At 69.0% G+C, this 14,562-nt stretch carries 13 protein-coding genes and 1 pseudogene; 2 read left to right on the forward strand and 12 right to left on the reverse strand.

Annotated features, from left to right (window positions below):
* Positions 1-2 precede the first annotated feature (2 nt).
* Positions 3-1,274, reverse strand: a complete 1,272-nt coding sequence (locus ABT08_RS03050; protein ID WP_056209932.1) for an extracellular catalytic domain type 1 short-chain-length polyhydroxyalkanoate depolymerase — start codon at positions 1,272-1,274, stop codon at positions 3-5.
* 208 nt (positions 1,275-1,482) lie between these two features.
* Here ABT08_RS03050 and ABT08_RS03055 point away from each other — a divergent pair, with 208 nt between their 5' ends.
* Complete coding sequence (locus tag ABT08_RS03055; protein WP_056209934.1) at positions 1,483-1,896, forward strand: rhodanese-like domain-containing protein; 414 nt, start codon at positions 1,483-1,485, stop codon at positions 1,894-1,896.
* 8 nt (positions 1,897-1,904) lie between these two features.
* On the opposite strand, the gene ABT08_RS03060 is transcribed toward ABT08_RS03055, so the two are convergent.
* From ABT08_RS03060 to ABT08_RS03085, 6 genes and pseudogenes are all read right to left on the reverse strand, one after another.
* Positions 1,905-2,702: a PP2C family protein-serine/threonine phosphatase gene (locus ABT08_RS03060; RefSeq protein ID WP_288113959.1), complete on the reverse strand. Its 798-nt coding sequence runs from the start codon at positions 2,700-2,702 to the stop codon at positions 1,905-1,907.
* 5 nt (positions 2,703-2,707) lie between these two features.
* Complete coding sequence (locus ABT08_RS03065) at positions 2,708-3,142, reverse strand: cytochrome c oxidase subunit 4 (protein WP_045247251.1); 435 nt, start codon at positions 3,140-3,142, stop codon at positions 2,708-2,710.
* Between the two features lie 3 nt (positions 3,143-3,145).
* Positions 3,146-4,871, reverse strand: a pseudogene (gene ctaD, locus ABT08_RS03070) (aa3-type cytochrome oxidase subunit I).
* A 1-nt stretch (position 4,872) separates the two neighbouring features.
* Positions 4,873-5,766: an aa3-type cytochrome oxidase subunit II gene (ctaC, locus tag ABT08_RS03075; protein WP_045247249.1), complete on the reverse strand. Its 894-nt coding sequence runs from the start codon at positions 5,764-5,766 to the stop codon at positions 4,873-4,875.
* Positions 5,767-5,910: 144 nt separating this feature from the next.
* Positions 5,911-6,276 (reverse strand): iron-sulfur cluster insertion protein ErpA, encoded by a 366-nt coding sequence (gene erpA / locus ABT08_RS03080; RefSeq protein WP_056209937.1) that lies wholly within the window; start codon positions 6,274-6,276, stop codon positions 5,911-5,913.
* 76 nt (positions 6,277-6,352) lie between these two features.
* A complete protein-coding gene (locus ABT08_RS03085; RefSeq protein WP_273207123.1) occupies positions 6,353-7,747 on the reverse strand; it encodes a dipeptidase in 1,395 nt (464 codons plus the stop codon).
* Between the two features lie 45 nt (positions 7,748-7,792).
* On the opposite strand from ABT08_RS03085, the gene ABT08_RS03090 reads away from it, so the two are divergent.
* On the forward strand, positions 7,793-8,368 hold the full coding sequence (locus ABT08_RS03090) for a DUF3043 domain-containing protein (protein WP_273207120.1): 576 nt from the start codon (positions 7,793-7,795) through the stop codon (positions 8,366-8,368).
* A 42-nt stretch (positions 8,369-8,410) separates the two neighbouring features.
* Here ABT08_RS03090 and ABT08_RS03095 read toward each other — a convergent pair whose 3' ends face one another.
* The 5 genes from ABT08_RS03095 to dnaE form a co-directional block, all read right to left on the reverse strand.
* The gene (locus tag ABT08_RS03095; protein WP_056209941.1) at positions 8,411-9,445 is read right to left on the reverse strand and encodes a quinone-dependent dihydroorotate dehydrogenase; all 1,035 of its coding nucleotides are present in this window, start codon (positions 9,443-9,445) and stop codon (positions 8,411-8,413) included.
* A 52-nt stretch (positions 9,446-9,497) separates the two neighbouring features.
* Complete coding sequence (gene nrdR, locus ABT08_RS03100) at positions 9,498-9,971, reverse strand: transcriptional regulator NrdR (protein WP_045247244.1); 474 nt, start codon at positions 9,969-9,971, stop codon at positions 9,498-9,500.
* A 12-nt stretch (positions 9,972-9,983) separates the two neighbouring features.
* Positions 9,984-11,285, reverse strand: a complete 1,302-nt coding sequence (hisD, locus tag ABT08_RS03105; RefSeq protein ID WP_045247243.1) for a histidinol dehydrogenase — start codon at positions 11,283-11,285, stop codon at positions 9,984-9,986.
* 37 nt (positions 11,286-11,322) lie between these two features.
* Positions 11,323-12,288 (reverse strand): hypothetical protein, encoded by a 966-nt coding sequence (locus ABT08_RS03110; protein WP_288113962.1) that lies wholly within the window; start codon positions 12,286-12,288, stop codon positions 11,323-11,325.
* A 66-nt stretch (positions 12,289-12,354) separates the two neighbouring features.
* A partial coding sequence (gene dnaE, locus ABT08_RS03115; protein WP_288113964.1) for a DNA polymerase III subunit alpha occupies positions 12,355-14,562 on the reverse strand: 2,208 nt, incomplete at its 5' end.

Genomic DNA, 14,562 nt, shown 5'->3' on the forward strand with positions numbered 1-14,562 from the left:
CCTCAGCCGCAGGTGGCGACGACGGTCCAGGATGTCGCCGACTGCCGCTGCAGCGAGGTGGTCGTCGCATCACCCTGTCCCATGTATGCGAGCGAGCCGAGGGCGTAGTACGGGTTGTAGGGATTCACCCCGTAGCTCGTCGCGCGTCCGGCCGCCTTGTGGGCGGCGTTCGTCGCGGTGACGCACGAACCATCGATCGGCGTCGGGGTGGGCGTGGGCGTCGCAGACCCGGTGGGCGACGGTGTCGGAGTCGGGGTGGCCGACCGATCGATGCGGCGGTTGTTGGCGAAGAAGAACGAGGTGACGTAGGCGGGGTAGTCGATGCTGTTGGCCGAGATGTACGTCCCTCCCGAGCCGGCGCCGGCCGGCCAGTTGTGTCCGAGCCCGGTGTTCTGGATCACCGAGACGCGCGGCCCCGTCCCATCGCTGTACAGGGTGCCGCTTCCCTGCGTGTTCGTACCGGCGAGGCCCGCAAGCGAGAACGTCGAGGTCTGGCTCGCTCCGTAGATTCCGGCGAGGACCTGCCCGTTGAGCGTGTCGTAACCGGGAGCCACCGTGGTGTCGTTGCTGCCGTAGACGATCGAGGCGAGCTGCGTCGCGAAGCCTGCCGTTCCCGTTCCCGCGAACGCACGGCACGTCTGGGTCGCCTGGGCCTGCGTCGTGGCGACGGAACCGATCTGGCTCGACGTGGTGCCCACTGTCGGGCCCGCGTTGATGCCGACACCTGCGAAGACCTGTGGGAAGAGGCATCCCATCACCATCGTCTCGCCACCGCCGGACGACAGCCCCGAGATGTACACCTGCGCCGGGTCGATGCCGAGCGCGGCACGTGCCGACAGCGTCTGGGCGAGCGAGAGCAGGTTGTCGTCGTGGCGGGCCGGCGTGCTCGAGGAGTGGTTCGTGTCGTAATAGTCCCAGCAGCCGAGCACGACTCCCCCGTTCGGCGCGTCGGGCAGTGCCACGACCATGCCGTAGCGGTCGGCGGTGGCGGTCCAGTTGCCGTTCTGCTGCAGGTCCGCGGCCTTCTGCACGCAGCCGTGCAGGCTGATCATCAGCGCGCGTCCGGCTCCGGCGGTGGCGGCCGTGGCGGGCGTATAGAGGCGCACCGACATGCCGGCGATGGTCTCGGTCGACCAGGTCCCTGACGCGGCACTGGCGGGCGGGGCGGATGCCGCAACGAGGCCCACGGATACGAGCACGGCGGCCGCGAGTACCGCGGTGAGGGTGGCGAGACTCCCGCGTCGACGGGTGGGAGGGGGCGTGGATGCGCGCATGGCATCTCCTTCACTGGGACGTCGTCGTCCCGTCACGGTGTCACCATCGACACCTGAATGGCCTTTCAGCTTTGACGGTAACGCGGAGGGGATGCCGCGGCCACCCGCCGCACATGAGAGTTCCCTCATGTCTGTTCTGGCGCGAATCCGCCGCCCCCTGGCGGACCCGCGACTGGGCGCGCACCTCCCAGCTCGGTACGGTCGGACCATGACCAGCACGGACTACTTCGACGCCCGCCTCCGCCACGAGACCGATCCCTCCGACGTCTATGCGGCGCAGCGCGCCGGCGAGCGGTTCGTCCTCGTCGACGTACGAGGCGACGAGGCCTGGCAGCAAGGGCGCGTCACCGGAGCCGTGCACCTCCCCTATCGCCAGATCGCCGATCGGGCACGGCAGGAGATCCCCCTCGACACACCCGTGGTCGTCTACTGCTGGAGCCCCGGCTGCAACGCCGGCGTGCGGGGCGCCCGCGAGTTCGCGGCGCTCGGCTACGAGGTGCGGGAGATGATCGGCGGCTACGAGTACTGGGTCCGGGAGGGGCAGCCGGTCGAGAACGACGAGGGGCCGCTCCCGCGCACGTTCGACCCGCTGGTCATGGTCGTGCGCGCGCCGGTCGAGTGAGCGAGCGATCAGCCCGCGGCATCCAATCCTTCCTGGAAGCGCTCGGCGGCCGCTCCCACGAAAGAGCCCTCCCGCGCGGGCGACGGCTCGTCGAGATGGATGTCGCACACCACCGCGGTGACGTTGTCCATCGTGCCCGCCTCGAGCGCGAGGGCGACGAGCGCGTCCGCCGCTGCGCGGGGTGATGCATTCGTCCGCAGGACGCGTACGACGTCGTCCATCGGGACGTAGTCACTCAGACCGTCGCTGCACAGCAGCCAGCGGTCGCCCTCGCGAGGGTCGAGCTCGCCGATCGCCGCAGCGTCCCCCTCGGCTCCCGCGAACGACGCGGTGATGAGGTTGCGGCGAGGGTGCGTCGCGGCATCCGATGCCGAGATCACGCCGTGGTCGACCAGCGCCTGCACGTACGAGTCATCCCTGGTCTGCTGGGACAGCTCGCCGTCTCGCAGGAGGTAGGCCCGGGAGTCGCCGGAATGGGCGAGCAGCACAGAGCCGTCCGCAGCTGCGAAGACCCCCGTGAACGTCGTGGCCATCCCCGCGAGCTCCGGCTCGCGCTCCACATGGGCGCGCAGGTCCCAGTTCGCCACCCTGAGATGGTCGGCGAGGCGCTCGGGCTCCGCAGCAGCCGACGGTCCTCCCGCAACGACACGATGCACGAGGGCCGCCGAGGCCAGGTCGCCGGACGGGCCGCCGCCGACGCCGTCGGCGACCAGAGCCGCCCACGCCGAAGCGTACGCCGCATCCTGATTCGTCGACCGATGCGGGCCGATGTCAGAGGCCGCGGCCGCGTCGAAACGCAGTGCCATGGACCTCAGCGCGCGAAGTAGCCGCGGTAGTACTCGTAGACCCAGCCCACGATGGCGACCAGGAACACTGCGAACCCGACCGGCACCATCCAACTGCCGACCGCGAGACCGATGACGGCGATCGCACCGGACGCCGCGAGGACGATGGGCCACCACGACCAGGGGCTGAACTCGCCGATCTCGGGGTCGCCGTCGTCGATGTCGGCGGTCAGCCGGTCCTCGGGCAGGTCGCCGCCCTGAGCCTTGAGCACGCGCTGCGTGTAGAAGGCGATCATGGCAGCCATGGCGCTCGCGAACAGCAGCGCGACCGAACCGACCCACTCGACCGCGTTGTACCACGGCAGCTGGGGGTGGGCCAGGATGTTCCAGCCGGTGTAGACGATCGTGATGAACAGGAAGAAGCCGACGAGCAGCCACCACAGTCCGACGTTGGTCTTCATGGGTTACTTCACCTCTCCGGAGGCGAGGTCGACGACGGGGGCATCGGGTGCATCCTTCGCAGGACCGACACCGACCGGCAGCGCCGCCTCGGGGTGGTTGAGATCGAACGCCGGACGCTCGCTGCGGATGCGCGGGATCGACGTGAAGTTGTGGCGCGGCGGAGGGCAGCTGGTCGCCCACTCGAGCGACGCTCCGTAGCCCCACGGGTCGTTGACGGTCACTCGCGGAGCCTTGCGCGCCGTGATCCAGACGTTCAGGAGGAACGGGATCATGGAGACGGCGAGGATCATCGAGCCGATCGTGGAGAGCTGGTTCTCCCACGTCCATCCGTCGGCAGCCGAGTAGTCGGCGTAGCGACGCGGCATCCCGTCGACGCCCAGCCAGTGCTGGATGAGGAACGTGGTGTGGAAGCCGATGAACAGCAGCCAGAAGTGCACGTACCCGAGGCGCTCGTTGAGCATCTTGCCCGTCCACTTCGGCCACCAGAAGTAGAAGCCGGCGAACATCGCGAACACGACCGTGCCGAACACGACGTAGTGGAAGTGCCGGCGGCGACGCGAGGATGACTCCGGTCAGGCCGCCGAACACGAACGTGACGAGGAAGCCGAGCGAGAACACCATCGGCGTCTCGAACGTCACTGAGCCGCGCCAGATCGTGCCGATCCAGTTGAAGATCTTCACACCCGTCGGCACCGCGATGAGCATCGTCATCAGCGCGAAGAACGGCAGCAGCACGGAACCGGTGACGTACATGTGGTGCGCCCACACCGCGACCGACAGCGCCGCGATCGAGATGGTCGCGTAGATCAGCGTCTTGTACCCGAAGATCGGCTTGCGGCTGAACGCGGGGAAGATCTCCGAGACGATGCCGAAGAACGGCAGCGCGATGATGTAGACCTCGGGGTGTCCGAAGAACCAGAACAGGTGCTGCCACAGCAGCACGCCGCCGTTGTGGGGATCGTAGATGTGCGCGCCGAGCACGCGGTCGGCGGCGGCGGCGAGCATCGCGGCCGCGAGCACGGGGAACGCGATGAGCACGAGGATGCTCGTGATCAGCGCGTTCCAGGAGAAGATCGGCATGCGCCACATCGTCATGCCCGGGGCACGCATCGTGATCACCGTGGTGATGAAGTTCACCGCGCCGAGGATGGTTCCGAAACCGCTGAGGCCGAGCCCCAGCATCCAGAGATTTCCACCGGCTCCGGGCGTGAACGAGGCACTCGCGAGCGGTTGATAGGCGAACCATCCGAAGGATGCCGCACCCGCCGGCGTCAGGAAGCCGCTGACGGCGATCGTGGAGCCGAACAGGAACAGCCAGAAGGCGAACGCGTTCAGACGCGGGAAGGCGACGTCGGGAGCGCCGATCTGCAGCGGCAGCAGCGCGTTCGCGAAGCCCGCGAACAGCGGCGTCGCGAACATCAGCAGCATGATCGTGCCGTGCATCGTGAAGAGCTGGTTGTACTGCTCCTTCGTCGGAAGGATCTGCATGCCCGGCTCGAACAGCTCGGCGCGGATGATGAGGGCCATCACGCCGCCGAGCAGGAAGAAGATGAACGACGAGATCAGGTACATGTACCCGATGGTCTTGTGGTCAGTGGAGGTGACCCACTTGACGATGATGTTGCCCTTCTCCTCCACGCGGGAGCTGCTCAGCAGCGCCGCCTGGCGGGGAGGGAGGGTGCGGGCGCGGGGTGCACCCTGCTCCTGGAGCGGAAGCGTCGTCGCCATCTCAGTTGTTCCCCTCGCTCGAAGCGCCGGTGCCCGGCAGGTTGTTGAGGCGGTCGTACGCCGCATCGATCGGGCCCGTCTGACCCTTGGTCTTCAGCGAGGCCAGGTAGGTCTGGTACTCGGACTGGCTGACGACCTTGACGTTGAAGAGCATCATCGAGTGGTACTCGCCGCAGAGCTCCGCGCACTTCCCCGCGTAGGTGCCCTCGCGCGTCGGAGTGAAGGACCACGAGTTGTCCTTGCCGATGAAGAGGTCCTTCTTGTAGAGGAAGTCGACGATCCAGAACGAGTGGATGACGTCGCGCGACTGGAGGGTGATCTTCACCGTCTCGTTGACCGGGAGGTAGAGGGTCGGCAGCTGCGACTGGTCGATGTTCCCCTGCGCGTCGGGTTGGGCCTGGATGCCCATCGTCCAGACGTCGTCGGCACCCTTCGGGTCGGAGCCGTCGTACTGGAAGTCCCACGCCCACTGCTTGCCGATCGCCGTGATCGACACCTGCGGGTTGTCGTACTGCGTCTCGAGGATGTTCTGGTCACGCGCCGTGAAGGCGAAGAAGCCCAGCACGAGGATGAGCGGCACGATCGTGTAGAAGATCTCGATCGGCATGTTGTACCGCAGCTGCACCGGGAGGCCGGTCTGCCCCTTGCGTCGGCGGTAGGCGATGATCGCCCACAGCATCAGGCCCCACGTGATGATGCCGACCGCGAGCAGCACGATCCAGGAGTTCACCCAGAGCGCCGCCACCATGTCGGTGTGGTTGGTGGCCGGTGTGCCGTCTTCCGTGAAGCCGGGAAGGAAACCGTGAAGCTCGGTGGGCGAGCATCCCGCGAGGGAGACGGCCACGGCGATCCCGACGGGAATCGCCACCCAGCGAAGGCGGCGGTGTGAAGGCACGGTGCACCTTTCGGAAGACGGATGAAGCTTCCTCAGTCTAAGGCAACCTCTCACCGGATTCAGGCCACGCGCCCAGCGCTCAACACGAAACGGCGCGGCCTCGCTCGTCTGTGACGAGGGGCCGCGCCGTTTCTATGAGGGGGCTCAGTGGAAGCTGTCTCCGCATGCGCACGAGCCGGACGCGTTGGGGTTGTCGATCGTGAAACCCTGCTCCGAGATGGTGTCCTTGAAGTCGATGGTCGCGCCGTCGAGGTAGGGCACCGACATGTCGTCGACGATGACTTCGACGCCGTCGAAGTCGACCGTCTGGTCGCCGTCGAGATAGCGCTCATCGAAGTAGAGCTGGTAGATCAGGCCCGAGCAGCCACCGGGCTGCACGGCGACCCGCAGACGGAGGTCGTCGCGACCCTCCTGGTCGAGAAGGCTCTTCACCTTGCCGGCGGCGGCGTCGGTGAGCACGACACCGTGCGCCTGGGCGGACGTTTCGGTCGGCGTTGCGAGATCGGTCATGGCTTCTCCTCGACAGGGTCCCGGGGGGCTGTTGGTCCGAGTCTACGACGGGCCGCCCGCATCCGGGGCGGAATCGTCACTTCGTACGCGTCGCGACCTTCGCCAGCAGCAGCGCCTCGGAGATCGCCGCGCGCCGGAACGTGTCGACGTGCAGGGATTCGTTGGGACTGTGGGCGCGGGTGTGGGGATCCTCGACACCTGTCACGAGGATCTGCGCGCCGGGGAAGGTCTCGACCAGGTCCGCGATGAAGGGGATCGATCCGCCGACGCCGATGTCGACCGGCTCGACGCCGTATCCTTCGGCCAAGGCCTCGCGCGCGTCGCCGACCGCCCAGCCGGAGGTGTCCACCAGGAACGCGTTTCCGCAGTCGACGTCGGCGAAGGTGAGCTCTGCTCCGAAGGGCGCGTGCGCGCGCAGATGGGCCTCGATCGCCTCGTAGGCCTCGCGGGCGCCCTGGCCGGGAGCCACCCGTGCGCTGATGACGACCGAGATCTCCGGCGCGAGCGTGTTCGAGGCGGCCGCGACGGATGTCGCATCGATACCCGTGATGGTGATCGACGGTTTGTTCCAGATCCGACTGAGGATCGTGCCCGTACCGACCGGCTGCACCCCCGCCGGGAGACCGGCTTCATCGCGAAGCGTCGCCTCGGCGTATTCGGGCGTGTCGGAGTGGCGCTCGAACAGCCCGTGCACCGCGACCGCGCCGGTATCGTCCCAGAGCGTCGCGAGGAGCTTGACGGCGGCCATCGTCGCGTCCGGCACCGCGCCCCCGAACATCCCCGAGTGCGAGGCGTGGTCGAGTGTGCGCACGGTGAGGGTGAAGCGGGCGTTGCCCCGCAACGAGACCGTGAGCCCCGGTGTCGCGAGATCCCAGTTCCCGGAATCGGCCACGATGATCACATCGGCGGCCAGCGCCTCCCTGTTGTCGGACAGGAACTGCGCGAACGAGCGGGAGCCGTACTCCTCCTCGCCCTCGACGAACAGCGCGAGGCCGAGGTCGAGGTCGTCGCCGAACGTCTCGGCCAGTGCACGGACGGCGGCGATGTGCACGAGAACACCGGCCTTGTCGTCGGCGGCGCCCCGTCCGTAGAGCCGGCCGTCTCGAAGCGTGGGTTCGAACGGCGGCGTCTCCCAGAGCGCCTCATCGCCGGTCGGCTGCACATCGTGGTGGGCGTACATCAGGACCGTCGGTCGGCCGTTGCGAGCGGCACGCGTGGCCAGCACCGCCGGCTGGCCCAGCTCGTCGGATCCGGGGATCGCTGCGCGCACCACGCGCACGTCGTCGAAGACCCCCGTCCCGGTCGCGAGGGCTGCCACGGCGTCCGCTGATCGCTGCACCTGCGACTGATCGAACGCGGGCCAGGCGATCGAGGGGATGCGCACCAGATCGCCGAGATCGGCGAGGGCTGCCGGGATGCCTCCTTCCACCGATTCGCGGAGGGCATCACGTCGGGCGGTCTCGGAGGTCATGCGGGTAATCTTAAGCACACCCCAGTTCGACCCCGAGGAATCACCGTGGCCAAGACTCCCGCCGCCCCCGCACCCAAGGACGCCCCTGCGGACTCCGACGACACCGTCAGCGGAAAGGGCCGTCCGACCCCCTCCCGTGCCGAGCAGGAGGCCGCGCGCAAGCGCCCTCTCGTGCCGGACACCAAGGAGGCGAAGGCCCGCGCCCGCGCGGAGCTCTCCGTGCAGCGCGAGAAGGCGCGGGTCGGCATGGCAGCCGGCGACGAGCGCTACCTGCCGGTGCGTGACAAGGGCCCGCAGCGTCGGTTCGTGCGTGACTACGTCGACGCCGGATGGCACCTCGGCGAGCTCATCCTTCCCGCGATGGTGCTCGTGCTGCTGGCGATGGTCGTCAACAACTCCACCGTGCAGTTCTTCTCCTACATCGCACTGTGGGCGTTCGTCGCCCTCGCCGTCATCGACATGGTCGTGCTCTCCGCGCGCATCAAGCGAGCGGCCCGCCGGAAGTTCGGCGCCGACCGCATCGAGAAGGGCCTCGGCTGGTATGGAGCGATGCGCTCGATCCAGATGCGCTTCATGCGCCTGCCCAAGGCCCAGGTCAAGCGCGGTCAGTACCCCTCCTGAGCGCGCGCACCCGCGGCATCCCTCCTGCGACGGAACGACCCGTCAGACGGATGCCGCGGCCCGCGGCAGCGCGCGGTTGATCTGCCGCGCCCAGAGCGGGCCGCGGTAGAGGAACGCCGTGTACCCCTGGACGAGGTCGGCCCCGGCGTCGAGACGCGCCTGCACGTCGTCCGCCGTTTCCACCCCGCCCACGGAGATCACGGCGAACGACGCCGGCACGGCGCCGCGGATCACGCGCAGGAGCGCGAGCGAGCGCTCGGCGATCGGGGCACCGGACAACCCGCCGTCTCCTGCCGCGGCGACGATCGCCGGGTCGGTGCGCAGGCCCTCGCGGGAGATCGTCGTGTTCGTGGCGATGATGCCGGCCAGTCCGAGGTCGACGGCGAGCCGGGCGATACCGAGGGCGTCCTCGTCGCTGAGATCGGGCGCGATCTTGACGAGCACGGGCGCCGCGCCCGCGGCATCCCGAACCGCCTCGAGCAGCGGGCGCAGCGTGTCGATCGCCTGCAGCCCGCGAAGCCCGGGCGTGTTCGGCGACGAGACGTTGACGACGAGATAGTCGGCGAGCGGGGCGAGCAGCGTCGCGCTCCGGACGTAGTCGCCGATGGCGTCCTCGACGGCGACCACGCGACTCTTGCCGATGTTGACGCCGATCACGGGGCGACGGCGACGGCGACGGGTCTTCTCCAGCCGTCGCGCCAGGGCGGCAGCGCCGTCATTGTTGAAGCCCATGCGGTTGATCACCGCGCGGTCGGCAACGAGCCGGAACAGGCGCGGTCGCGGATTGCCGGGCTGCGGCACGGCCGTCGCGGTGCCGACCTCGACATGCCCGAACCCGAGGGCGAACAGGCCGAGCGCGGCGGTGCCGTTCTTGTCGAAGCCCGCGGCGACGCCGAACGGGGAATCGAACCGGAGGCCCAGCACCTCGCGCGCGTGCTCGGGCACCGGAGCGGTGACTGCGCGGGCGATCCACGACAGCGGCGGCACCGCGAGGGCCCGGATCACGAGCATCGCCGCGTGGTGGGCGGACTCCGGGTCCATGCGGGTGAGCAGATGCCGGAAGAGGAAGGCGTACATCGCCTCCAGGCTACCGGGCGGCGGTGGGCGCGCCGCTCCGCCGGCGACCCCGTCAGTCGGCGCGGGGCGCGGGGCGCGACGCGTGGTCCGCGCGCAGCGCGGCGATAGACGACTCGAAGTCCTCGAGCGACTCGAAGGCCTGGTAGACGCTCGCGAACCGCAGGTACGCGACCTCGTCGAGCTCGCGCAGCGGGCCGAGGATCGCGAGGCCGATCTCGTTCGTGTCGACCTGAGAGGCGCCCGTCTGACGCACCGCCTCTTCGACGGCCTGGGCCAGCAACGCGAGGTCGCCCTCGGTGACCGGTCGCCCCTGGCACGCCTTGCGCACGCCCGACATGACTTTCTCGCGACTGAACGGCTCGACGACACCGGATCGCTTGATGACGTTGAGGCTCGCCGTCTCGATCGTGGAGAACCGACCGCCGCACTGCGGGCACTGACGGCGGCGACGGATGCTGAGACCGTCGTCGCTGGTGCGCGAGTCGATCACCCGGGAGTCGGGATGGCGGCAGAACGGGCAGTGCATGGCAGCGACAGACTACGCCTCGAAGCGGGCCTCGACGGCCTCACCGTGCGCGGGGAGATCCTCCGCATCGGCGAGGGTGACGATCCCCCAGCGCACCTGCTCGAGCGCGTCGCGATCGTAGGTGATGACCTGCTGCGGGCGCAGGAACGTCGCCGCCGACAGGCCGGCGGCGTAGCGGGCCTGCCCCCCGGTCGGAAGCACATGGTTCGAGCCGGCGAGGTAGTCACCCAAGCTCACCGGTGAGTACGGGCCGACGAATATCGCTCCCGCGTTGACGAAGTCGGTGGGATCCGGCGCGACCAGGTGCAGCTCGAGGTGTTCGGGCGCGTAGGCGTTGCTGAACGCGGTGGACTGCTCGAGACCGTCGGTCAGCACGATCGCCGACTGATCGCCGTTCAGCGCTGCCCGGGCGCGATCGCCGTGCTTCGTGACCGAGACGCGACGCTCAACGGCGTCGCGCACGGCATCGGCGAGCGGCTCGCTGTCGGTGACGAGCACCGCGGACGCCTGCTCATCGTGCTCGGCCTGACTGACGAGGTCGGCCGCCACCAGGTCGGCGTCGGCGTCGCCATCGGCGACGATGAGGATCTCGGTCGCGCCGGCCTCGGCATCGGTACCGACAAGACCGGCGACCGCGCGCTTGGCGGCGGCGACGAAGTTGTTGCCCGGCCCGGTGACCACATCGACCGGGTCGAGGTCGAGCGTCGCGACACCGTGCGCGAAGGCGCCGATCGCGCCGGCACCGCCCATGGCATAGACCTCGTCGACGCCGAGGAGAGCTGCGGCCGCCAGGACGACCGGGTGCACCCGCCCGCCGTGCTCCCGCTGCGGGGGCGAGGCGAGCGCGACGACGCCGACGCCGGCGACCTGAGCGGGAACGACGTTCATCACGACGCTCGACGGGTAGACCGCTTTGCCGCCCGGAACGTACACACCCACGCGACGGACCGGCTGCCAGCGCTGGGCGACCACGGCACCGTCACCCAGCTCGACCGCCGAGGATGCGGGAATCTGAGCCGCCGATGCCCGGCGGACACGGGCGATCGCGATCTCCAGCGCCGATCGCACGGGCGTCTCGAGACCATCGAGCGCCTCGGTGAGGTGGTGGGCGGGAACCCTGATCGCGTGGTCGGTGACCCCGTCGAACCGGTCGGCCTGCTCCCGCAGCGCGTCTTCACCGCGGTGTGCGACGTCCTCGACGAGAGCGGATGCCGCGGCGAGGGCCTCGGCGCGGGCGGCCGTGGCGCGGGGCACGGCGGCGAGCAGGTCGGCGGTGCCGAGGTGCCGGCCGCGCAGGTCGATGGTGCGGAGCATCCCTCCAGCTTATCCGGCGCGCCGTCGCACGAGCGGATCAGCCGCGGACAGCCCCCGCCGACTCGTGGAGGAAGCCGACTCGGCCGTCGTCATGTCGGACGACGAAGACACCGTCGCGGTCCTCGATCACGAGCGCCCATGCGGCCGGACCGACGGTGAACACGGGCGCACCCTCGGCATCGACCACCGTGCGCTCGTCGGGGAGCAGCGCCCAGAAGGGCTGGCCCGTGCGCACGGCATTCGGCGTCGGCTCGGGGGCGGCCACACCCACGGCCGGCGCGACGGTGGGTGAGGCGACGACCGGCGCGGCGGTCTCGGCTGTCGCGACCGACCGGGCGACGACCGCCACCCGTGCGGGGCGCGGTGCGACGGGCCGGACGGGGGCGGCCGCCGGATGGGCGTCGGCACGCTCGCGTCCCCGGAAATCGTCCCTGGCGAACGGGATCAGCGGTGCCGCGACTGTCAGCGCGACACCCGCGAGGGCGAGCACGATCTCGATCCAGATCACGGGGGCAAATGGTGCGCCGCCGTACGTGCGCACCACAGCGGCGGCGTTCCAGAGCTGGGCGAGCCAGGCGACGAGCGAGATCGAGAACGCCACGGAGGCGAACTGGTCGAGGCCGAGCGAGCCGACGCGTCGGATCGCACCCGGCGAGAGCCGCCGCAGCGCGAGGAGGCCGACCGCCACGGTGGGAACGGCGATGGTCAGCACCCAGTCCAGGCCCACCGCCCAGATCGGGTAGGGCAGCGGCGGAAGATAGGGCAGGAAGGAGATCACGAACGCGAGGAACCAGACACCCCCGAGCACGACCTCGCGCACCGAAAACGGCCCGACACCGATCGGCGACGCGACCGGGACGAGCGACTCCGAGCGATCCGGTGCGGCTGCCCCCGTCTCGACCGGTGCGGGTGAGGTCGTTGCGACCGCGGTAGGCGCGGGCTCTCGCGTGGGCGAGCTGGGGTCGGGCCGGTCTGCGGGCGCGGTGGGGGCGGCGTCGGTCACGGGACCTCCTCGATGTGCGGGCGGATCGATCCTATCCGCGCGGTCTTCTCGTGGACCGGGCGAGGGTCACCCGAGGCAACCCGGTCCGAGCAGGCCCTTGAGTTCGCCGTACAGGTCGGCGGTGACAGTGACCGGATGCGGCACCTCGAACACCTTCGCAGTGCCGGCGCGGTGCAGTTTCAGTACCACCTCGGTGTCTCCGGGGTGACGGCGCAGGGTCTGGGCGAGCTCGCCGATCACTCGCTCCCCCGCGCGCTGCTCGTTCAGCACGAGCACGAGCGGGCCGGATGCCTCGACGGCGCCGAGGTCAGGCTGGAACGCGCTCTGCGCGTGAAGGTTGAGCCCGTCGTCGCGCCGTGACACGCGCCCCCGCACCACGAGGATCGCGTCGGCTTGGAGCATGCTCTGGAACTCGGTGTAGGTCTTGCCCATGAACATGACCGTGACCTCGCCGTTGAAGTCCTCGACGGTGATCATGCCGTACGGGTTGCCGCTGGCTTTCGCGACGCGGTGCTGCACGCTCGTCACCAGACCCGCCACGGTGACCTGCGCGCCGTCGTCGATGTCCTCGGACGCGAGCAGATCGTGGATGCCGATCGATGCGTGCTTGGCGAGCGGGATCTCCAGGCCCGCGAGCGGGTGGTCGGACACGTACAGTCCGAGCATCTCGCGCTCGAAGGCCAGCTTGTCCTTCTTCGTCCACTCCGGGCGCTCGGGCACCTTGGCGGGCAGTGCCTCCTCGGCCTCGTCGTAGAGGCTGTCGAAGTCGAAGCCCACGGCGCCCGTGGCCTCCTTGCGCTTGATGTCGACGGCCGCCTCGACAGCGTCCTCGTGGATCTCCAGCAGCGCGCGACGGGTATTGCCCATCGAGTCGAAGGCGCCGGCCTTGATGAGCGACTCGACGGTGCGCTTGTTCGCCGCGTGGACAGGCACCTTGTCGAGGAAGTCGTGGAACGAGGTGAAGCCGACGTCGCGGCGGGCGTGGACGATCGCGTCGACGACGTTGGAGCCGACGTTGCGCACCGCGCCGAGGCCGAAGCGGATGTCCTCCCCGACGGCCGCGAAGTAGTTGATCGACTGTCCGACGTCGGGCGGGAGCACGCGGATTCCCATGCGACGGCACTCGTTGAGGTAGAGCGCCATCTTGTCCTTCGAGTCGCCGACGCTCGTGAGCAGGGCGGCCATGTACTCGGCCGGATAGTGCGCCTTGAGGTACGCGGTCCAGTAGGACACGAGCCCGTAGGCGGCCGAGTGCGCCTTGTTGAACGCGTAGTCCGAGAACGGGAGCAGGATCTCCCAGAGCTTCTGCACCGCGTCATCCGAATAGCCGTTGGCGTGCATGCCCGCCTGGAAGCCCTCGAACTGCTTGTCGAGCTCGGATTTCTTCTTCTTGCCCATCGCGCGGCGCAGGATGTCGGCCTGTCCGAGGCTGAAGCCGGCCACCTTCTGCGCGATGGCCATGACCTGCTCCTGATAGATGATCAGGCCGTAAGACGTGCTCAGGATCTCGGCGAGCGACTCCTCGAACTCGCGATGGATCGGCGTGATCTCCTGCAGACCGTTCTTGCGAAGCGCGTAGTTCGTGTGCGAGTTCGCGCCCATCGGTCCGGGCCGGTACAGCGCGATGACGGCCGAGATGTCTTCGAAGTTGTCGGGCTTCATGAGGCGCAGCAGCGACCGCATCGGCCCGCCGTCGAGCTGGAACACGCCGAGCGTGTCGCCGCGCGCGAGCAGCTCGTACGACTCCGGATCGTCGAGACCGAGCTCTTCGAGAACCAGCGGCACGCCGCGGTTGGCGGCGATGTTGTCGAGGGCGTCGTTGATGATCGTGAGGTTGCGCAGCCCCAGGAAGTCCATCTTGATGAGCCCGAGGGACTCGCACGCGGGGTAATCGAACTGCGTGACGATCTGGCCGTCCTGCTCGCGCCGCATGATCGGGATGATGTCGATCAGGGGCTCGGACGACATGATGACGCCCGCCGCGTGCACGCCCCACTGACGCTTCAGGTTCTCGAGCCCGACGGCCGTGTCGAAGACCGTCTTGGCTTCCGTGTCGGTGTCGATCAGCGCACGGAACTCGCTCGCCTCTTTGAAGCGCGGATGCTCCTTGTTGAACATGCCGTCGAGCGGCATGTCTTTGCCCATGACCGCGGGCGGCATCGCCTTCGTGAGCTTCTCCCCCATGCTGAACGGGAAGCCCAGCACCCGGCCGGCGTCTTTGAGCGCCTGCTTCGCCTTGATCGTGCCGTAGGTCACGATCTGGGCGACGCGCTC

Source organism: Microbacterium sp. SCN 71-21 (assembly GCF_001725695.1).
GTDB classification, from domain to species: Bacteria; Actinomycetota; Actinomycetes; order Actinomycetales; family Microbacteriaceae; genus Microbacterium; species Microbacterium ginsengisoli.